Origin of the sequence: Pseudomonas sp. L5B5, assembly GCF_020520285.1 — a bacterium.
Taxonomy (GTDB): Bacteria; Pseudomonadota; Gammaproteobacteria; order Pseudomonadales; family Pseudomonadaceae; genus Aquipseudomonas.
This window is the reverse complement of record NZ_CP084742.1, coordinates 4,986,650-5,005,143: the sequence shown is the minus strand read 5'-3', so window position 1 is coordinate 5,005,143 and position 18,494 is coordinate 4,986,650. Positions and strand designations below refer to the sequence as shown.

Genomic DNA, 18,494 nt, shown 5'->3' with positions numbered 1-18,494 from the left:
TGTTCAATAGTTGAAAGACTTGACCAGCAACAGGTCGCCGATGGCCCGCATGGGCACGATGAAGGTCTCGCGTTTCTCATCGACGGTGTTTTCGTTAAGGATCAGGTTGATCTGCGAGGTGATCACTTCGTTCTGGTTGCTGCCTTCGTCGAAGTTGTACCCGCCACTGCCAAAGTTGCCCCAGTAGTTGACGTAGACCAGGTAAGTGCCGCGCAGGGGGGCGGTCATGGTGAACATTTCCGGCCCTGGGCCATCGACGCCATCGGGGTCCAGGCCTCCGCCATTGGTCAGGCCGGGGTGGCCGAAGAACGCATGCTGGCCGTCAGGGGTAATGATGTGCATGTCCAGCTCGGCCTTGGGATCGTCCCAGCCCAGCACCACACGGATTCGCGGCGGGGTCTTGTTCGGGTTGGCCTCGTAGAACTGCACGCGCTTGAGCGACTTGCCCTCGGAGCTGCGCACTTCAACGCTGTTGGAGCCGGCACCGAAGGCATACGGCCGACCGAAGCGCCCCTGCTCGTCGGTATAGAGATTGAGCGGATTGCCGTTGACCGACAGGCTGTGGGGTTGGCGCAGATGGCCGATGGCCTTGAGCTGGCCCTCGATCATGGTGCGGTTGCGCTGGATGCCACGGTCGATGGGCGGTGTCGGGTAAGCCACCCGGTCCTGTTCGGTGCGGTCGAGCAATCCGGAATAACGCCAGCCGGCCAGGGGTTCCTGCAACTCGGCAGAAGGCTCGGCACAGGCGCCGGCGGCCGCCAACAGGGTCAGCAGAAGGAAGGAAAAAGCGCGCATGTAGTGCGTCCTGCCATGCATGGGGAAACCCTGGCGCCAGATCCTCGGCGCAGCTGCGAAACATTCGGAATGTCGCCCGATCAAAGTGGGCGCTGGAAAGGCCGCAGATTAGCGATTTGCCGCCTGTAGCACAATTGGGGAAAAGGGATTTTGCGAGGGAGTAGGCACCGGCCTGGAGCCCGCGCCGTACATGCCATTACGGTGCTATCACCCTTTCGTCATCGAATAAGACTGCTTGAGAGAGATGCCACTGCTCGAAACGCTTTCGATGCAGCCTGTGCTCCCTCTATTCAGCCCTCCTGGGCAAAGCTTCAGCGAAGCCGATCGCCCCGGGGTTCCTGCCGCGCACGCACGTGCCGGAGAACGTGCCAGCGAGCGCTTCTCATTTGCCCGCAACCCCGGTGTCTGCTAGTGTCGCGCCGGTTTAACGCCACCCGGGATAGCCGCCATGGCCCGCAAAAAAGCTGCCTTAGATTTCGAACAATCCCTCGCCGATCTGCAAACCCTGGTCGAGCGTCTGGAGAACGGCGAGCTGTCGCTGGAAGACTCGTTGACCGCCTTCGAACAAGGCATCGGCCTGACCCGTGATTGCCAGGCCGCCCTGGCCCAGGCCGAACAGAAGGTGCAGATCCTGCTGGAGCGCGATGGCGAGCTGGCGGAACAGCCCTTCGATGCGGAACAGCCAGAATGATCGCCATTTACCAGGCCAACAGCCAGGCCCGTGTCGACGCCGCGATGCAGTCGCTGTTCGAGGCCCCCGGCCCCGAGCTGGCCCGCCTCTATGAAGCCATGCGCTACAGCGTGATGAATGGCGGCAAGCGCGTGCGCCCGCTGCTGGCCTACGCGGCTTGCGAAGCCCTGGGTGGCCAGCCGGAACAGGCCAACGGCGCGGCCTGCGCGGTGGAACTGATCCACGCTTACTCCCTGGTGCACGACGATCTGCCGGCCATGGACGACGACGACCTGCGTCGCGGCCAGCCCACTACCCACAAGGCCTTCGACGAAGCCTGTGCAATCCTTGCCGGCGACGGCCTGCAGAGCCTGGCTTTCAGCGCCCTGCTGGATCCGCGCCTGAGCGATGCCAGCGCCGAGATCCGCCTGCGCATGGTCACTACCCTGGCCCAGGCTGCAGGCCCTGCGGGCATGGTTGGCGGCCAGGCCATCGACCTGGGTTCGGTAGGACTCAAGCTCGACCAGCAAGCCCTGGAGTACATGCATCGGCACAAGACCGGTGCCTTGATCGAGGCCAGCGTCATCCTCGGTGCCCTGGCCAGCGGCCGGGCCGAGAAGGACGAGCTCAAGGCCTTGCAAGCCTATGCCCGGGCCATCGGCCTGGCATTCCAGGTCCAGGACGACATTCTCGACGTCGAGAGCGATACCGCGACCCTGGGCAAGCGCCAGGGCGCCGATATCGCCCGGGACAAGCCGACCTACCCGTCGCTGCTGGGCCTGGAGGCCGCCAAGGCCTACGCCCTGGAGCTGCGTGACCAGGCGTTGCACGCCCTGCGCCCGTTTGACGCAGCAGCCGAGCCGCTGCGCGAGCTGGCGCGGTATATCGTCGAGCGCCGCAACTGACCGACGGCGGTTTCCAGGACCGCATATCGGCCAAGTTCGGTGCTCTGCGTGGGCAGCTTGCGATGCATAAGGTAAACTGCCGCCTCTTTCTACACCTATAACGATTCGCCTGATGCCCACGACGTTTCATGAGATTCCCCGCAAACGCCCGACCACGCCGCTGCTCGACCGTGCCCAGACGCCGGACGGCCTGCGCCGGTTAGGCGAATCCGAGCTGGAGACCCTGGCCGATGAGTTGCGCCTGGAACTGCTCTATACGGTCGGCCAGACCGGTGGGCATTTCGGTGCCGGCCTCGGCGTCATCGAGCTGACCATCGCCCTGCACTACGTCTTCGACACCCCGGACGACCGCCTTGTCTGGGACGTGGGCCATCAGGCGTATCCGCACAAGATCCTGACCGGTCGTCGCGAACAGATGGCCTCCTTGCGCCAGAAGGACGGCCTGGCCGCCTTCCCGCGGCGCTCGGAGAGCGAGTACGACACCTTCGGCGTCGGCCACTCGAGCACCTCCATCAGCGCCGCCCTGGGCATGGCCATCGCCGCCCGCCTGCAGAACAGCGACCGCAAGGCTATCGCGGTAATCGGCGACGGTGCGCTGACCGCGGGCATGGCCTTCGAGGCCCTGAACCACGCGCCGGAAGTGGACGCCAACATGCTGGTGATCCTCAACGACAACGACATGTCGATCTCGCGCAATGTCGGCGGCCTGTCCAACTACCTGGCCAAGATTCTCTCCAGCCGCACCTACGCCAGCATGCGCGAAGGCAGCAAGAAAGTGCTGTCGCGCCTGCCCGGAGCCTGGGAAATCGCCCGCCGTACCGAAGAGTATGCCAAGGGCATGCTGGTCCCCGGGACCTTGTTCGAAGAGCTGGGCTGGAACTACATCGGCCCGATCGACGGCCACGACCTGCCGACCCTGATCGCCACCCTGCGCAACATGCGTGACCTCAAGGGCCCGCAGTTCCTGCATGTGGTGACCAAGAAGGGCAAGGGTTTCGCCCCGGCGGAAGTCGACCCCATCGGTTACCACGCCATCACCAAGCTCGAACCCCTGGACGCTCCGGCCAGCGCGCCGAAGAAAGCCGGCGGACCGAAGTACTCCGGCGTGTTCGGCGAATGGCTGTGCGACATGGCGGCCGCCGACTCGCGCCTGGTGGGCATCACCCCGGCGATGAAGGAAGGCTCCGACCTGGTGGACTTCAGCGAGCGCTTCCCGCTGCGCTACTTCGACGTGGCGATTGCCGAGCAGCACGCGGTGACCCTGGCGGCGGGCATGGCCTGCGAAGGCGCCAAGCCAGTGGTGGCGATCTATTCGACCTTCCTGCAGCGTGGCTACGACCAACTGGTGCATGACGTAGCGGTGCAGAACCTCGACGTCCTGTTCGCCATCGATCGCGCCGGCCTGGTGGGCGAGGACGGCCCGACCCACGCCGGCAGCTTCGATTTGTCCTACCTGCGCTGCATCCCCGGGATGGTGGTGATGACGCCGAGCGACGAGAACGAACTGCGCAAGATGCTCAACACCGGCCACCTCTACAACGGCCCGGCAGCGGTGCGCTACCCACGCGGCAGCGGCCCCAATGCGCCGATCGACAAGGACCTGGAGCCGATCGAGATCGGCAAGGGCCTGGTCCGTCGCCAGGGCAAGCAAGTGGCGTTGCTGGTTTTCGGCGTGCAAATGGCCGAAGCGCTTAAGGTGGCCGAGAAACTCGACGCCACCGTGGTCGACATGCGTTTCGTCAAACCCCTGGACGAAGCCCTGGTGCGCGAGATCGCCGGCAGCCACGAGCTGCTGGTGACCATCGAGGAAAACGCCATCATGGGTGGCGCCGGCAGCGCGGTCAGCGAGTTCCTGGCCCTGGAGGGCCTGCTCAAGCAGGTTCTGCACCTGGGCCTGCCCGACACCTACGTCGAACATGCCAAGCCGGCACAGATGCTTGCCGAGTGCGGCCTCGACGAAGCCGGTATCGAAGCCTCGATCCGCCAGCGCCTGCAACGACTGGGCCTGACGTGATTCACAGCGGCTCGCTGTAGCCGCTGCAACAGGTTGTGAGCGCCCGCCCTGCGGGCGTTCCTGCATCTGGCGCCCTGGCCGCGCCCACCCAACGGACTGGACCCGCCATGACACGCTCTCGCCTTGCCTTGCTCCTCCTGCTCCCGGCTAGCGACTTGCTGGCCGACACTGCCAGCCGTGACCACGCACTGAAACTGTCGGATACCCTGATCAGCGCCAACCGCCAGGTCGAAGCCCGCAACGACAGCAGCGCGGCCAACACGGTGTTCACACGGGAGGACATCGATCGCCTGCAACCCACCAGCCTGACCGACCTGCTGCAACGGGTTCCCGGGGTGCAGGTTGCTCAGAGTGGCGGACGCGGCAGCCTGCCGAACATTTTCATTCGCGGCACCAACTCGGCCCAAAGCCTAGTGCTGGTGGATGGTCAACGCATCGGCAGTTCATCCAGCGGCGACAGCAACCTGCAGTTCATCAGCGTCGAGCAGATCGAGCGGGTGGAAGTGCTGCGTGGCTCGCGCTCGGTGATCTACGGCAGCGACGCCATTGGCGGGGTGATCCAAATCTTCACCCGCCGCAGTGCCGACTCGGGACTGCATGGGCGCATGCGCGTTGCCGCTGGTAGCAACCAGACCTGGGAGCGCAGCCTGGGACTGTCTGGCGGCGACCAGCGGACCCGCTTCAGCCTCGGCGCCAACCTGGATGAAAGTGTCGGAATCGACTGGACCCACGCCTCCTACCCCAGCGATACAGATCACGATGGCTACCGCAACCAATCCCTGAGTTTCACCCTAAGCCATGCCCTCAGCGACGACCTGGAAGTGGGCTTCAACCTGCTGGATAACCGAGGCCGCAGCCGTTATGACAACCCTTTCGCCGCGGAGCAGGACCCTTATACCGACTTCACCGTCAGCAGCGTCAGCGGCTTTATCGATGCGACGGTCAATGACCGCTGGCAGTCTCGACTGGAACTGGGTCACAGCGAAAACCGCGACCTCAAGCGCAATAAGCTCAGCGACGAGCGTAGCGTGTTCAACACTTACCGCGACTCACTCGCCTGGCAAAACGATCTGCGCCTGACTGCGCAACACAGCCTGATCCTTGGCGCCGACTGGTACGAGGACCGACTCAATACCGGCCCGGCCTTTTTCATCGGCAGCACCCCGCAGTACTTCGCCGAAGACAGCCGCTGGAATCGTGCGGCCTTTATCCAGCATCGGTTCCAAGGCGACAGCTTCTCCACCGAACTGGGCCTGCGCCATGACCAGAACCAGCAGTTCGGCAGCCAGAACACCTGGAGCGGCACCCTGACCCTGCCACTGAACCCGGACAACGATCTGCTGCTGTCCTACAGCGAAGGCTTTCGGGCACCGAACTTCAGTGATCTGTACTACCCAGACAGCAGCAACCCACAGCTCAAGCCAGAACACTCCAAAAGCTACGAACTGCAATGGCGTAGCCAACTGACCCCAGATAGTCGCCTGGAGACTTCTCTCTATCGCATCGATCTCAAGGACGCGATCATCTACAACATCAGTGCACGGCGACCAGAAAACATAGGCTCGGCGCGAATCAATGGCCTGGAAACAGCCCTGAAACAGGAATGGTTCGGCTGGCAGACCAGCGCAGGCGTCGCCATCATCGATCCACGCAATCGCCAGAGCGGAGAGCAACTACCACGCCGGGCCAAGCGCACCCTGAACCTGGATCTGGACCGTCAGTTCGAGCGGCTGGCATTCGGTGCCAGCTGGCAACTGGTGAGCAGTAGTCGTGAAAATCGCTTCGGACAGAAGCAGGCACAGCTTGGTGGTTATGGCCTGTTCGGCCTGCGCAGCAGTTGGGCAGTCAACCAGGAGCTCAAGCTGGACCTCAAGCTCGACAATGTCTTCGACAAGTCCTATTCCCGTGCGCTCTACAACCACCAGGGCAGCGACTACGGCTACCGCGAAGAAGGTCGGACCTGGATGCTCGGTGTGACCTGGACCCCAGAGCTGTAGAACCGGCTCAGCGCTCGGGCGCGATCAATGCACACAGCTTGGCCACTGCGCCGACCATCTGCCCACTGGGCCGCTCCAGGCCCTTGTCCGTCACCAGCAACAAACGCCCCTGCTTGACCGCGGCGATCTGCGGCCAAGCTCTCCAGGCATCCAACTGGCCCTGGGCCGTGGCCAGGATCGCCTGCGGGTTGCGCTGCAGCACCGCCTCGATACTGACCTGGGGCGCCGGCAGCGCTTGATCGGCAAATACATTGCGCGCCCCGCAGACCGCCAGGGCGTCGCTGATGATCTGCCCGCCACCCACGGTGTACAGCGGGCGATCCCAGATCTGGTAGAACACCGGCAGGGGCGACGCCCGACGATAGCGCTGGCGCAACTGCGCGAGTCGCTGGTCCAGCTGGACCGCCAATGCCTGACCGGCTTGCGGGCGGCCCAGGCGCTCGCCGATCTCGGCGATCTGCGCGGTCAGCTGCGAAAGATCATGGGGTTCGGCAACAACGGTGGGAATGCCCAGACGCGCCAATTGCTCTTTCTGGGCCGGACCGACACTGCCCGGCCAGAGCAACAAAAGATCGGGTTGCAGGCTCAGCAGGCGCTCGATGTCCAGCTGGCCGTAGCGCCCTACCGACGGTAGGCCCTGCAACGACGCAGGACGTTCGCCGGCATCCAGCACGCCCACCAGCAGGTCGGCTGCGCCCAGTTCAACGACGATTTCCGACAGCGACGGTGCCAGGCTGACAACGCGCGATGCCGCCAGCGCCGGGCCGGCGACCAGCAGGCCCAGGACCGCCAACCAGCGCAGCATCAGCCGAGCTGGCGAGGGATGCGGTAGAGGTAGAACAGCACGGCGCTGGACAGTGCCAGCAGCATCAGCGGCACCGCTTCCAGGCCAACGAAGACCGCCAGGGCACCGATCCAGGCCGGCAACGAGGCCGCCAGAAACGCCGCGCGCCGGCGAGCCGCCAGGGTGATCCAGGCAGCGGGTTCCTCAGGGGTGTCCAGGGCTTTGCCGGTGGCGATCAACGCATGCTTGTAGCCGTTGAAGAAACGCAGGCTGACGAACATCGAAGCCGTGCCGGCAATGAAGAATGGCATCGCCAGCACCGGCATGATCGCCTCGCCCTGGCCGAACACCGCGTTGATCACGAACAGAGGCAGCAAGGCCAAGGCCAGGTACTGCCACCAACTGACGGTCAGGCGTCGTTTCACTTGCCCCCGGGTCACGCGCGGTCGACCTCGCCCTGGTGCTCGTTGCCCATCATGTGGTCGAGCTTGCTGGCCTTGGTGGCCAGGTACAGCTTGTTGTGCGGGTTATGGCCGGTGTGCAGCGGCACGCGCTCGGCGACCTGGATACCCATCTCGGTCAAGGCCTTGACCTTGCGCGGGTTGTTGGTCATCAGCCTCAGGGCCTTGACGCCCAGGTGCTCGAGCATCGGCAGGCACATGGCGTAATCGCGCTGGTCGGCGGCAAAACCCAGGCGCTCGTTGGCTTCCACGGTATCGGCTCCACCGTCCTGCAACTCATAGGCGCGGATCTTGTTCAGCAGGCCGATGCCCCGGCCTTCCTGGCGCAGGTACAGCAGTACCCCGCGACCTTCACGGGCAATGGCCCGCAGGGCGGCTTCGAGCTGCGAGCCGCAGTCACAGCGCTGGCTGAACAGGGCATCACCGGTCAGGCATTCGGAGTGCAGCCGACCGAGCACTGGAGCGCCGTCGGCGATGTCGCCCAGGCTGAGCACCACGTGCTCGCGGCCGGTGGCTTCATCGAGGAAACCGTGCATGGTGAATTGCGCAAAGGGAGTGGGCAGCTTGGAAGCGGCAACAAAAACAACGGGCACTGTTGTGCTCCTGATCTGTATGGGGACTGGAGATTCGCAGAGGCGGCATTGTAGCAGCAGCCTCCATTGGGCGCTTAGGCTGAATTATCGCGGATAAAGATCGATAAGTTCGATCACCGGACCGCCGGCCGGGGGGAATCACCGAAAGGGTAAGGTTGCTTCCAGTGTTGGAAGATAGCCCGCAGGCCACCGCTCTTCACCAACTGCTCCATGCGCTGGTCGTACAGGGCCAGCAGGGCACGCCCCCGGGGAGTATCGGCAAACCCCAGGTACAAAGGCAGCTCCACCAGGTGCGAACGCTTGAACCGACTGGGATCGTCGGCCTGCCCGAGCACGTAGTCGACTTCGGTCTGGCCATCGATGTAGTAGTCGGCGCGGCTGTAGAGCAGCATCGGCAGGATCCCCACCCGGCGGCGGATCTCATTGTAGCGGTGGATGTTGGGCAGGTAGTCCTCGTACTTGTAGCCACGCACCCAGACCAGGCGATAGTTGCCCAGGGTCGCCAGCGTCAGATCGGGGTTGCTGGCCAGGCCCAGGGCGTAGACGTGATCATTGTCGTAGTTCCAGTGCGGGTACAGCACGCCCGGGGACTCGTTGCGATAGGCACCGGCCTGGGCATCCACCTCGCCGCGCTGCACCAGCCCGACCGAACGGGTGTACGGCATGCTCAGGCACTCGACCCTGATGCCCAGGGGCTCGAAGACCTCTCGCAGGATGTCCCAGGACAACCCCTGGCCGTCGGCCTCGCTGTACTGGTTCCACTCCTCGCTGGCGATACGAATCGACCTGGGCGCTACTGGCGTCTCACCCGCCCAGCCCTCGCCGCAACTGCAGACAACCAGCAATACCAGTAGTGCGCGACAGACACCCATGCCTTGTCCCTCAGCCCAAGCACCACACCAGCCCCTGCATTGCCAGCCAGGCGAACACGCCGGCCAGGATATCATCGAGCATGATCCCGACACCGCCATGCACATGCCGGTCTATCCAGCGAATCGGCCACGGCTTGAGAATGTCGAAGAAGCGGAACATCAGGAACCCCGCCAACAGCCACTGCCAGCCTTCGGGCACCAGCCACAGGGTGATCCACATGCCGACCATCTCGTCCCAGACGATGCCTTCGTGGTCATGCACCCGCAGGTCGTCAGCCACCTTGCCGCACAGCCAGAAGCCGAACAGCATGGTGACGCCCAGCATCAGCCAGTAGCCCCAGTCCGGCAACATCTGCCACAGCGGGATAAAGGGTAGCGCAACCAGCGAACCCCAGGTGCCCGGAGCCTTGGGCAAGGTGCCAGAACCGAAGCCGAATGCGAGGAAATGCCAGGGATTGCGCCAGACCGATGGCGGCACGAACTCCGCCGGGACTTGCTTGGGATGATCTGTCACGGTGTCTCCGGAAAATGTTGATAGCCCCGGATGCCGGGGGTGATGTCTTGTCCATCGGCATCCAGCAGCGTCACGCCCTGCCCGACCACTGCCCGCCCCACGACGTGCACCGGCCAGCCTGCGGCCAGCAGCGGCGCCAGCTCGGCGGGGGGCAAGGTGAACGCCAGCACGTAGTCGTCACCACCGCTCAAGGCCGCGGCGCGAGCGCCTTCCAGGCCGAGAAAGGCCAGCAGGGACGACGACAGGGGCAGCTTCTCAATCTCCACCTGCAACCCGACCGCAGACGCGGCGGCGATATGCCCGCAATCGGCCAGCAACCCGTCGGAGATATCCAGGGCTGCAGTGGCCTTGCCTCGCAGGGCCTGGCCCAAGGCCAGTTGTGGTCGCGGCGACCAGTAATGGGCCAGCAGCGGCTCGGCAATGCCGGGTTCGGCATCACGCAGCCCCAGTACCAGCGGCAAGGCGCCGGCAGCATTGCCCAGCGGGCCACCAACACACAGCAGGTCGCCGGGATGGGCCGCGCTGCGGGTCAGGGCCTGGCCGGCAGGCACGCGACCGAATACGGTCATGGTCAAGGTCAGGGGGCCACGGGTGGTATCGCCACCAATCAGGCGCACACCACACTCCTGGGCCATGGTGTTCAAGCCACGGGCATAGGCCTGCAGCCAATCGGCACTCACCGTCGGCAGGGTCAGAGCAAGGGTGAAGGCCAGCGGCGTGGCGCCCATGGCGGCCAGGTCGCTGACGGCCACCGCCAGGGAGCGTTGGCCAAGAAGAAACGGCTCGCAGGGATCGGCGAAATGCACACCGGCCACCAGGGTGTCGGTGGAAATCGCCAACTGTTCGCCGGGAGCAACCGCCAACAGGGCGCAGTCATCACCAATTCCCAGGGCAACGCCCTCGCCGCCCTGCGCACAAGGCGCGGCGGCGAAGAAATTGCGGATCAGTTCAAACTCGCCCATGGCAGCTGCAAGCGCGGATCAGCGCTTGAATGCCTTCACTTCTGCTTCACGCAGGCGTGGGGCCAGCTTGTCGAGTACACCGTTGACGAACTTGTGGCCGTCGGTGGAACCGAAGACCTTGGCCAGTTCGATGCCCTCGTTGATCACCACGCGGTACGGCACGTCGACACGCTTGAGCAGCTCCCAGGTGGACAGGCGCAGGACCGCCAGTTCCACAGGGTCCAACTCGTCGATGGCCAGGTCCAGGCAAGGCACGAGCGCGTTGTCGATCTCGTTCTTGTTGGCGGGCACTCCGTGCAGGATCTCGCGGAAGTAGGCGCCATCGATGTCGGTGAAATCGTTGTCGACCCGGAACTGCGCTTCGATCTCGTTCAGCGAATGCTTGGCCATGTGCCATTGGTACAGCGCCTGGGTCGCGAGCTGACGAGCTTCGCGACGCTTGGCGCTCTTGGATGGCTTGCCGGCGTCGGCAGGCTTGGGATCGCGCGGGTTGAAACGATCGCTATCGTCGCTAATCACTTGGCCTCCAACTGCGCCAGCAGACTGACCATTTCCAGGGCGGACAAGGCAGCTTCTGCCCCTTTGTTACCGGCCTTGGTGCCGGAACGCTCGATGGCTTGCTCGATCGAATCGACAGTCAGTACGCCGAAGGCCACCGGTACGCCGAACTCCATCGACACCTGGGCCAGGCCCTTGGTGCATTCGCCAGCCACGTATTCGAAGTGCGGGGTGCCGCCACGAATGACCGCGCCCAGGGCGACGATCGCCGCGAACTCGCCCTTCTGCGCGACCTTCTGCGCCACCAGGGGAATCTCGAAGGCGCCAGGTGCACGGATGATGGTGATGTCGCTTTCGCTCACGCCATGGCGAACCAGGGCGTCAACCGCGCCGCTGACCAGGCTTTCGACGACGAAGCTGTTGAAACGGCCGACCACCAGGGCATAGCGGCCTTTAGGGGCGATGAAGGTACCTTCGATGGTCTTCAGGGTCATTCGACAAATCTCTTAAAGAGCTGGAGCGTGTCTAGCACACGCTCCTGAGTGATGTTTTAACCGCGAATTTCAAGCTGGCAACGACCGGCTTTTATTCGGAGGGCACGTATTCTACAACTTCCAGGTCGAAACCGGATATCGCGTTGAACTTCATCGGCGCACTCATCAGGCGCATCTTGCGCACGCCCAGGTCACGCAGGATCTGCGAACCGGCACCGACAATGCTGTAGGTGGTCGGTTTCTTCGCAGGCGCGTGCTCCGCGGTTTCGCGGATATGCGCCAGCAGCACGTCGCCATCGAGCGGGTGGCCCAGCAACAGCACCACGCCACTGCCCGCCTCGGCTACGGTGGCCATGGCCGCCCGCAGGCTCCAGCGCCCCGGTTGCTTGACCATCAACAGGTCGCGCAGCGGGTCCATGTTGTGCACCCGCACCAGGGTCGGCTCTTCAGCGCAGATCTCGCCCAGGGTCAGGGCCATGTGCACGTCGCCTTCCACGGAATCACGATAGGTCACCAGGTTGAACTGGCCCAGTTCGCTGTCCAGCGGCTGCTCGGCAATCCGCTGAACGGTACGTTCGTGGATCATCCGGTAGTGAATCAGGTCAGCGATGGTGCCGATCTTGATGCCGTGCTCGACAGCGAAGGCTTCCAGCTCGGTACGACGGGACATGGTGCCATCGTCGTTCATCACTTCGCAGATCACCCCGGTGGGCTCGAAACCAGCCATGCGCGCCAGGTCGCAAGCCGCCTCGGTGTGGCCGGCACGGGCCAGGGTGCCGCCAGGCTGGGCCATCAGCGGGAAGATGTGGCCCGGGCTGACGATATCCTCGGCCTTGGCATCCTTGGCCGCAGCCGCCTGCACGGTGCGAGCGCGGTCAGCGGCGGAAATGCCGGTGGTCACGCCTTCGGTGGCTTCGATGGACACGGTGAACTTGGTGCCGAAGCCGGAGCCGTTGCGGGGCGACATCAGCGGCAGCTTGAGCAGTTCGCAGCGCTCGCGGCTCATGGGCATGCAGATCAGGCCGCGGGCGTGCTTGGCCATGAAGTTGATGTGCGCAGGCGTGCAGCACTCGGCGGCCATGATCAGGTCGCCTTCGTTCTCGCGGTCTTCGTCATCCATGAGGATGACCATCTTGCCTTGGCGGATGTCTTCGACCAGTTCTTCGATGCTGTTGAGCGCCACTCGGCACCCCCCTTCTTTCAAAATTTGAGGTTCAGGATTTGAGATAGCCGTTAGCGGCCAGGAAGCTTTCGGTAATGGTGCTGCCCGTGGCCTCGGCGGCCTTGTCGCCCAGCAGCAGGCGCTCCAGGTAACGCGCCAGCAGGTCGACCTCGAGGTTGACCTGACGACCTGGCCGGTAGTCGGCCATGATGGTTTCCGCCAGCGTATGGGGCACGATGGTCAGCTCGAACTCGGCGCCATTCACCGCGTTGACCGTCAGGCTGGTGCCATCGACGGTGATCGACCCCTTGTGGGCGATGTACTTGGCAAGTTCCTTCGGTGCACGGATGCGGAACTGGATGGCCCGGGCGTTCTCATCCCGCGCCACCACCTCGCCGACGCCATCGACGTGACCGCTGACCAGGTGGCCACCCAGGCGGGTAGTCGGGGTCAGGGCCTTCTCCAGGTTGACCCGGCTGCCGGCCTTCAACTGGTTGAAGGCGGTGCAGTCCAGGGTTTCGCGACTGACATCGGCCCAGAACCCATCGCCGGGCAATTCGACGGCGGTCAGGCAGACGCCGTTCACCGAGATGCTGTCGCCCAGTTTGACGTCGGCCAGATCAAGCTTGCCGGTTTCTACATAGACCCGCACATCTCCGCCTTTTGGGGTCAATGCGCGAATGCTGCCGATGGATTCGATGATGCCAGTGAACATGGAGTCCTCCTCGAGAACAGGGCCGCCGGGTAGGCGAAGGTCGGGAATTATACGCTCGCTGGCGGGGCAGGAATGGCAGTGACTCGCCAGTCATCGCCGACCGCGCGCATTTCAATGATCTTGAGCAATGGCGCCTCGCTCATCTGCGCCAGGGGCCAGTCCAGCAACGGCCGCGCCGAGGAGCCGAGGAACTTGCCGGCGACGAATATCTGATATTCGTCCACCAGCCCTTGCCGGGCAAAGGCCCCGGCCAGGCGCGGCCCCGCCTCCACCAGCACCTCGTTGACGCCCCGGGCGGCCAGCTCCAGGAGCAGGCGGTGCAGGTCCACCTGGCCATCGGGGCCGGGCACGATCAGGCATTCGGGACCGTTGGCGTACTGTTCCTCTACCGCGGCGCAAGTCGCCACCAGGGCGGGGCCGGCCTTGAAGAACGGCGCATCGAGCGGCACTCGCAAGCGTCCGTCGATCAGCACCCGCAGCGGCGGACGCGTCATGGCCAGGGCCGTCAGCTCGGCATCCAGGCCCAGTTCGGCGGCGCGCACCGTCAGCCTGGCGCCATCGGCCAGCACCGTGTCGGCGCCAGTCAGCACCACACTGGACTCGGCTCGCAAGCGTTGCACGGCAGAGCGCGCGGCGGGACCGGTGATCCACTGGCTCTCGCCACTGGCCATGGCGGTACGACCGTCGAGACTCATGGCCAGCTTGACCCGGACATAAGGCAGGCCATGCTCCATGCGTTTGAGGAAACCCTTGTTGATCGCCCGCGCCTCGTGTTCCAGCACCCCGTCGTGGACCGCTATGCCAGCCTCGGCCAGGCGCCGCATGCCACGTCCGGCGACTTGCGGATTGGGGTCCTGCATCGCCGCCACCACCCGCGCCACGCCGGCGGTAACCAGGGCATCGGCGCACGGCGGCGTACGGCCGTGATGGCTGCAGGGCTCCAGGGTCACATAGGCGGTAGCGCCACGTGCCTTGTCCCCGGCGGCGCGCAAGGCGTGCACCTCGGCGTGGGGCTCGCCCGCCCGCACGTGCCAGCCTTCGCCCACCACCTCGCCGTCGCGCACGATGACGCAACCGACACGGGGATTGGGATGGGTGGTGTAACGGCCCTTGCGCGCCAGTTCCAGCGCGCGAGCCATGTAGTGGGCGTCGAGTACCGCTTGTTCCGCAGGCTGGCTCATTGCTTGGCCGGCTCACGGGCGAGACGGTCGATCTCCTCGCGGAATTCGTCGAGGTCCTGGAAACGCCGGTAGACCGATGCGAAGCGGATGTAGGCGACCTCATCGAGCTTCTGCAGCTCGCTCATCACCAACTCACCGACGACCAGCGACTTGATCTCACGCTCGCCAGTGGCCCGCAGCTTGTGCTTGATGTGCGCCAGCGCCGCTTCCAGGCGCTCGACGCTCACCGGGCGTTTTTCCAGGGCGCGTTGCATGCCCGCGCGCAGTTTGTCTTCGTCGAAGGGCTGGCGGCTGCCGTCGGTCTTGATCAGGCGCGGCATCACCAGTTCGGCGGTTTCGAAGGTGGTGAAACGTTCACCACAGGCCAGGCATTCACGCCGGCGGCGGACCTGTTCGCCCTCGGCGACCAGACGCGAGTCGATGACCTTGGTGTCGTTGGCACCGCAGAAGGGACAGTGCATGGTGGCAGGCAACAAAAAAAGGGAGGGCCATGGTAGCGCATCCCACTGGCAAGACAAGCCATAGCCTTTACGGTATACAGACCGACTATTATGTTTCGCACATGGAAATCTGCCTCGTTGGAGCTTCAAATGCCGCTCAGACCGCTCGTTTTGCTCAGCCTTGTCAGCCTGCTGGTCGCCTGCAGCAGCGATGCCCCGAAACCTGCGGCCAGCGCCTCCTCCACGCCACAAACCGTGCAGAAGCCCCAGGAGCCGGTCGATCTTGGTCCCTTGCCCGCCTACCAGCGCGAGCTGAGCGGCAGCCTCAATGGTGTGCCCGGCGGTGCCGACGTCGAGTTGGCGCTACTGGTGGTCGATGAGCGCGGCCGTCCGCAGCGCCTGCTGGCCAGCAGCAACCTGACCGGCACCGCTCGGGTCCTGCCGTTTCGCCTGCGCTTCGCCCCCGAGGCCTTCCCCGCCGGTGCCCGAGTCGAACTGCGCGGCCGCGCCAGCCAGTCCGGGCAACTGATCCTGCACCTGCCGGCGCAACGCATCGACCAGCCCATCACCCAGGCCCTGGGCCAACTGCAATTCGTCAAAGCCCCATGACCCCACCGCTCGAACTGCAGGCGGCCCTCGGCGAACTGCTGGGGGACGCGCAACTGGTGGCCTGCGAGCTGCCCGAGACCGAACTGCGGCTGTGGCTGATCGACGAGCGCAACATGGACCGGGCCTTCACGCCCGAGGAAACCCGGCGCATCCTCCACGAACCGCCCTACTGGAGTTTCTGCTGGGCCAGCGGCCTGGCCCTGGCGCGCTACCTGGCCGAGCACCCGCACTGGGTACGAGGCAAGCGTGTGCTGGACTTCGGTGCCGGCTCCGGCGTGGCAGCCATTGCCGCAGCCAGGGCCGGCGCCCTGGAAGTGGTGGCCTGCGACCTGGACCCGTTGGCCATCGCCGCATGCCGGGCCAATGCCGAGCTCAACCAGGTCGAGCTGGGGTACTGCGCGGACTTTTTCGCCGAAACCGATCGCTTCGACCTGATCCTGGTGGCCGATGTGCTCTACGACCGCGCCAACCTGCCGCTGCTGGACCAGTTTCTCAGCCGGGGCCGGCAAGCCCTGGTGGCGGATTCGCGGGTCCGGGACTTCCAGCATCCGCTGTACCGGCGCCTGGAGATGCTCCAGGCCCTCACCCTGCCGGACCTGGCCGAACCCTGGGAGTTTCGCAGCGTGAGCCTGTATCACGCACAACGACCAGGCGCCGTTGCAGCGGCCGCACCGACGATGGCGATCCACCCCGGGCAAGCCTTATAGTGGCGCCATTGCCGCTTATTCGAGATACCCCATGAGTCAGGACACGCCGTACATCTTCGATGCCCACACCGCCGACTTCGACCAGTCGGTGATCGAGAACTCCTTCCACAAGCCGGTCCTGGTGGACTTCTGGGCCGAGTGGTGCGCGCCCTGCAAGGCGTTGATGCCGATGCTGCAACAGATTGCCGAGAGCTATCAGGGTGAACTGCTGCTGGCCAAGGTCAACTGCGACATCGAGCAGGACATCGTCGCCCGCTTCGGCATCCGCAGCCTGCCCACCGTGGTGCTGTTCAAGGACGGCCAGCCGGTGGACGGTTTCGCCGGCGCCCAGCCGGAGTCGGCGGTACGCGCCATGCTCGAGCCCCACGTACAGATGCCACCGCCGTCTGCGGCCGATCCGCTGGAACAGGCCGAGACCCTGTTCGGCGAAGGTCGTATCGGCGACGCCGAAGCCGTCCTCAAGGCCCTGCTGAGCGAAGACAACAGCAATGCCAAGGCCCTGATCCTCTACGCCCGCTGCCTGGCCGAACGCGGTGAACTGGGCGAGGCCCAGACCGTGCTCGACGCGGTCAAGAGCGATGAACACAAGGCAGCCCTGGCCGGGGCCAAGGCACAGATCACCTTCCTCAAGCAGGCCGCGACCCTGCCGGATGCCGCCGACCTCAAGGCGCGCCTGGCCAAGGACCCCCAGGACGACGAGGCGGCCTACCAGTTGGCGATCCAGCAACTGTCCCGCCAGCAGTACGAGGCGGCCCTGGAGGGCCTGCTCAAGCTGTTCATGCGCAACCGCAGCTACAGCGAAGGCATTGCCCACAAGACCTTGCTGCAAGTCTTCGACCTGCTGGGCAACGACCATCCGCTGGTGACCACCTACCGGCGCAAGCTCTTCGCCGCGCTGTACTGATCACTGCCGGGCCGGCCTGCCAGTCGATGCGTGGCAGCACCGGCCCGGCAGCTCGCCTCGCTCAGGGTATCCAGCTGTAGATCGGCGTATCCACGCCGCTGACCACCTTCACCTGGGCGCAGTGGCGCAGGCGCACCAGTAGCCGCTTGCCTGCCGCCGCACTACCGGTCAAAGCCTCCAGTTGCTCCAGCAACTCCGGCCCGCTGAGCTGGCCAGCCTGGCGCAGCAGGTCCTTGGCGGTCAGCCACAAGGTGTCGTCCTGGCTTGCCGGCTTGCCCACCACCCCGGTGGGCGCCGGCTGGGCCGGATTGGCCACCTGCAATTGCGCGCCCAACTGCCCTGCCAGCTGCGCCCAGTCGCCTTCGTCCAGCTCCAGGGTCAAATCCACCGGCCAGTCGCCGATGTTTCCACGAATCCGCACCATCGTCGTGCTCCCGAAAATTTCTGACGAGCATGCTCCCACGCGTCTTGCGCAACGCCAAGCGGGCGGTCAAACTCTGCCGCCAACAGCGTTATAAGATTACATAACATTTATTTCACTTGCGTCCCGGAGACTTGCCATGCGCCGCCTGCTACTCGCCTTGCCATTCGCCCTGTTGCCACTGGCCGTTACCCAGGCCGCGCAAGCCCATGACCACGAACACGAGCATGAACACGCAAGCCTTGGCGCCCATGAGCATGGCGTGGCCCGGTTGAATGCGGTGCTCGACGGCCAAGCCCTGGAGCTGGAGCTGCAAAGCCCGGCGATGAACCTGGTGGGTTTCGAGCATGCACCCGGCACCGATGCCGACAAGGCCAAGGTTGCCGCTGCACGCAAGCAGCTGGAGCAACCCCTGGTGCTGTTCAACCTGCCCAGGGCCGCGGCGTGCGTGGTGGCCAAGCAGGAATTGGAGAGCCCGCTGTTCGGCGACAAGCCTGACGCCGATGATCACGATGACGACGAAGAGGCCAAGGACGCCGATGGTCACGAGCATCACCATGAACACAGTGAGATCCACGCCCACTACCAGCTCACCTGCGCCAAGCCGGATGCCCTGAAGACCCTCGACCTGGGGCAGATCTTCAAGACCTTCCCCGCCACCCAGAAAATTCAGGTACAACTCATTTCGCCGAGCGGCCAGCAGGGCGTCGAAGCCAGCGCCACCGCCGCAACCCTGAAGTTCTGAGCGCCCCCCTGTAGCCGCTGTCTTCGGCGGCTACAACACTCATTCGATGAT

22 protein-coding genes are annotated in these 18,494 nt (G+C 64.7%); 8 read left to right on the top strand and 14 right to left on the bottom strand.

Annotated features, from left to right (window positions below; genetic code table 11):
• Positions 1 to 3: 3 nt before the first annotated feature.
• Positions 4 to 795, bottom strand: a complete 792-nt coding sequence (locus LGQ10_RS22875) for a YfaP family protein (protein ID WP_226523272.1) — start codon at positions 793 to 795, stop codon at positions 4 to 6.
• Positions 796 to 1,243: 448 nt separating this feature from the next.
• On the opposite strand from LGQ10_RS22875, the gene LGQ10_RS22870 reads away from it, so the two are divergent.
• From LGQ10_RS22870 to LGQ10_RS22855, 4 genes are all read left to right on the top strand, one after another.
• Positions 1,244 to 1,486 (top strand): exodeoxyribonuclease VII small subunit, encoded by a 243-nt coding sequence (locus LGQ10_RS22870; RefSeq protein WP_011063724.1) that lies wholly within the window; start codon positions 1,244 to 1,246, stop codon positions 1,484 to 1,486.
• Positions 1,483 to 2,370 (top strand): (2E,6E)-farnesyl diphosphate synthase, encoded by an 888-nt coding sequence (gene ispA, locus LGQ10_RS22865; protein WP_058438481.1) that lies wholly within the window; start codon positions 1,483 to 1,485, stop codon positions 2,368 to 2,370. The genes LGQ10_RS22870 and ispA overlap by 4 nt, the downstream gene beginning before the upstream one ends.
• A 112-nt stretch (positions 2,371 to 2,482) precedes the next feature.
• Positions 2,483 to 4,384 (top strand): 1-deoxy-D-xylulose-5-phosphate synthase, encoded by a 1,902-nt coding sequence (gene dxs / locus LGQ10_RS22860; protein WP_226523271.1) that lies wholly within the window; start codon positions 2,483 to 2,485, stop codon positions 4,382 to 4,384.
• A 107-nt stretch (positions 4,385 to 4,491) separates the two neighbouring features.
• A complete protein-coding gene (locus LGQ10_RS22855; RefSeq protein WP_226523270.1) occupies positions 4,492 to 6,381 on the top strand; it encodes a TonB-dependent receptor domain-containing protein in 1,890 nt (629 codons plus the stop codon).
• 7 nt (positions 6,382 to 6,388) lie between these two features.
• Here LGQ10_RS22855 and LGQ10_RS22850 read toward each other — a convergent pair whose 3' ends face one another.
• The 12 genes from LGQ10_RS22850 to nrdR form a co-directional block, all read right to left on the bottom strand.
• Complete coding sequence (locus LGQ10_RS22850; protein WP_226523269.1) at positions 6,389 to 7,186, bottom strand: cobalamin-binding protein; 798 nt, start codon at positions 7,184 to 7,186, stop codon at positions 6,389 to 6,391.
• Positions 7,186 to 7,605: a hypothetical protein gene (locus tag LGQ10_RS22845; protein ID WP_058435132.1), complete on the bottom strand. Its 420-nt coding sequence runs from the start codon at positions 7,603 to 7,605 to the stop codon at positions 7,186 to 7,188. Before LGQ10_RS22845 ends, LGQ10_RS22850 begins: the two co-directional genes overlap by 1 nt.
• Positions 7,602 to 8,219, bottom strand: a complete 618-nt coding sequence (gene ribA / locus LGQ10_RS22840; protein ID WP_022641266.1) for a GTP cyclohydrolase II — start codon at positions 8,217 to 8,219, stop codon at positions 7,602 to 7,604. Before ribA ends, LGQ10_RS22845 begins: the two co-directional genes overlap by 4 nt.
• A gap of 113 nt (positions 8,220 to 8,332) precedes the next feature.
• Positions 8,333 to 9,091, bottom strand: coding sequence for a substrate-binding periplasmic protein (locus tag LGQ10_RS22835; protein ID WP_058435130.1), 759 nt, complete (start codon positions 9,089 to 9,091; stop codon positions 8,333 to 8,335).
• 10 nt (positions 9,092 to 9,101) lie between these two features.
• A complete protein-coding gene (locus tag LGQ10_RS22830; RefSeq protein WP_058435129.1) occupies positions 9,102 to 9,605 on the bottom strand; it encodes a phosphatidylglycerophosphatase A in 504 nt (167 codons plus the stop codon).
• Complete coding sequence (gene thiL / locus LGQ10_RS22825) at positions 9,602 to 10,567, bottom strand: thiamine-phosphate kinase (protein WP_226523268.1); 966 nt, start codon at positions 10,565 to 10,567, stop codon at positions 9,602 to 9,604. The genes LGQ10_RS22830 and thiL overlap by 4 nt, the downstream gene beginning before the upstream one ends.
• 18 nt (positions 10,568 to 10,585) lie before the next feature.
• Complete coding sequence (nusB, locus tag LGQ10_RS22820; protein ID WP_058438951.1) at positions 10,586 to 11,086, bottom strand: transcription antitermination factor NusB; 501 nt, start codon at positions 11,084 to 11,086, stop codon at positions 10,586 to 10,588.
• On the bottom strand, positions 11,083 to 11,559 hold the full coding sequence (ribE, locus tag LGQ10_RS22815; RefSeq protein WP_011063735.1) for a 6,7-dimethyl-8-ribityllumazine synthase: 477 nt from the start codon (positions 11,557 to 11,559) through the stop codon (positions 11,083 to 11,085). The genes nusB and ribE overlap by 4 nt, the downstream gene beginning before the upstream one ends.
• A 91-nt stretch (positions 11,560 to 11,650) precedes the next feature.
• Positions 11,651 to 12,742 carry a bifunctional 3,4-dihydroxy-2-butanone-4-phosphate synthase/GTP cyclohydrolase II gene (ribBA, locus tag LGQ10_RS22810; protein WP_226523267.1) on the bottom strand — a complete coding sequence of 364 codons (1,092 nt, stop codon included), beginning with the start codon at positions 12,740 to 12,742 and terminating at the stop codon, positions 11,651 to 11,653.
• 31 nt (positions 12,743 to 12,773) lie between these two features.
• The gene (locus LGQ10_RS22805; RefSeq protein ID WP_226523266.1) at positions 12,774 to 13,436 is read right to left on the bottom strand and encodes a riboflavin synthase; all 663 of its coding nucleotides are present in this window, start codon (positions 13,434 to 13,436) and stop codon (positions 12,774 to 12,776) included.
• 47 nt (positions 13,437 to 13,483) lie between these two features.
• Positions 13,484 to 14,617: a bifunctional diaminohydroxyphosphoribosylaminopyrimidine deaminase/5-amino-6-(5-phosphoribosylamino)uracil reductase RibD gene (ribD, locus tag LGQ10_RS22800; RefSeq protein ID WP_058435355.1), complete on the bottom strand. Its 1,134-nt coding sequence runs from the start codon at positions 14,615 to 14,617 to the stop codon at positions 13,484 to 13,486.
• Positions 14,614 to 15,078, bottom strand: a complete 465-nt coding sequence (gene nrdR, locus LGQ10_RS22795; protein ID WP_058435354.1) for a transcriptional regulator NrdR — start codon at positions 15,076 to 15,078, stop codon at positions 14,614 to 14,616. The genes ribD and nrdR overlap by 4 nt, the downstream gene beginning before the upstream one ends.
• Before the next feature lie 129 nt (positions 15,079 to 15,207).
• On the opposite strand from nrdR, the gene LGQ10_RS22790 reads away from it, so the two are divergent.
• Genes LGQ10_RS22790 through trxA form a run of 3 tightly spaced genes read left to right on the top strand, consistent with a single transcriptional unit; the run spans position 15,208 to position 17,277 of the window.
• Positions 15,208 to 15,666: a hypothetical protein gene (locus tag LGQ10_RS22790; RefSeq protein ID WP_058435353.1), complete on the top strand. Its 459-nt coding sequence runs from the start codon at positions 15,208 to 15,210 to the stop codon at positions 15,664 to 15,666.
• Complete coding sequence (locus LGQ10_RS22785) at positions 15,663 to 16,373, top strand: class I SAM-dependent methyltransferase (protein ID WP_058435352.1); 711 nt, start codon at positions 15,663 to 15,665, stop codon at positions 16,371 to 16,373. The genes LGQ10_RS22790 and LGQ10_RS22785 overlap by 4 nt, the downstream gene beginning before the upstream one ends.
• Positions 16,374 to 16,404: 31 nt before the next feature.
• A complete protein-coding gene (gene trxA, locus LGQ10_RS22780; RefSeq protein WP_058435351.1) occupies positions 16,405 to 17,277 on the top strand; it encodes a thioredoxin in 873 nt (290 codons plus the stop codon).
• 61 nt (positions 17,278 to 17,338) lie between these two features.
• Here trxA and LGQ10_RS22775 read toward each other — a convergent pair whose 3' ends face one another.
• On the bottom strand, positions 17,339 to 17,701 hold the full coding sequence (locus LGQ10_RS22775) for a hypothetical protein (RefSeq protein WP_226523265.1): 363 nt from the start codon (positions 17,699 to 17,701) through the stop codon (positions 17,339 to 17,341).
• 136 nt (positions 17,702 to 17,837) lie between these two features.
• On the opposite strand from LGQ10_RS22775, the gene LGQ10_RS22770 reads away from it, so the two are divergent.
• Positions 17,838 to 18,443, top strand: a complete 606-nt coding sequence (locus tag LGQ10_RS22770) for a DUF2796 domain-containing protein (protein ID WP_226523264.1) — start codon at positions 17,838 to 17,840, stop codon at positions 18,441 to 18,443.
• Positions 18,444 to 18,494: the final 51 nt, after the last annotated feature.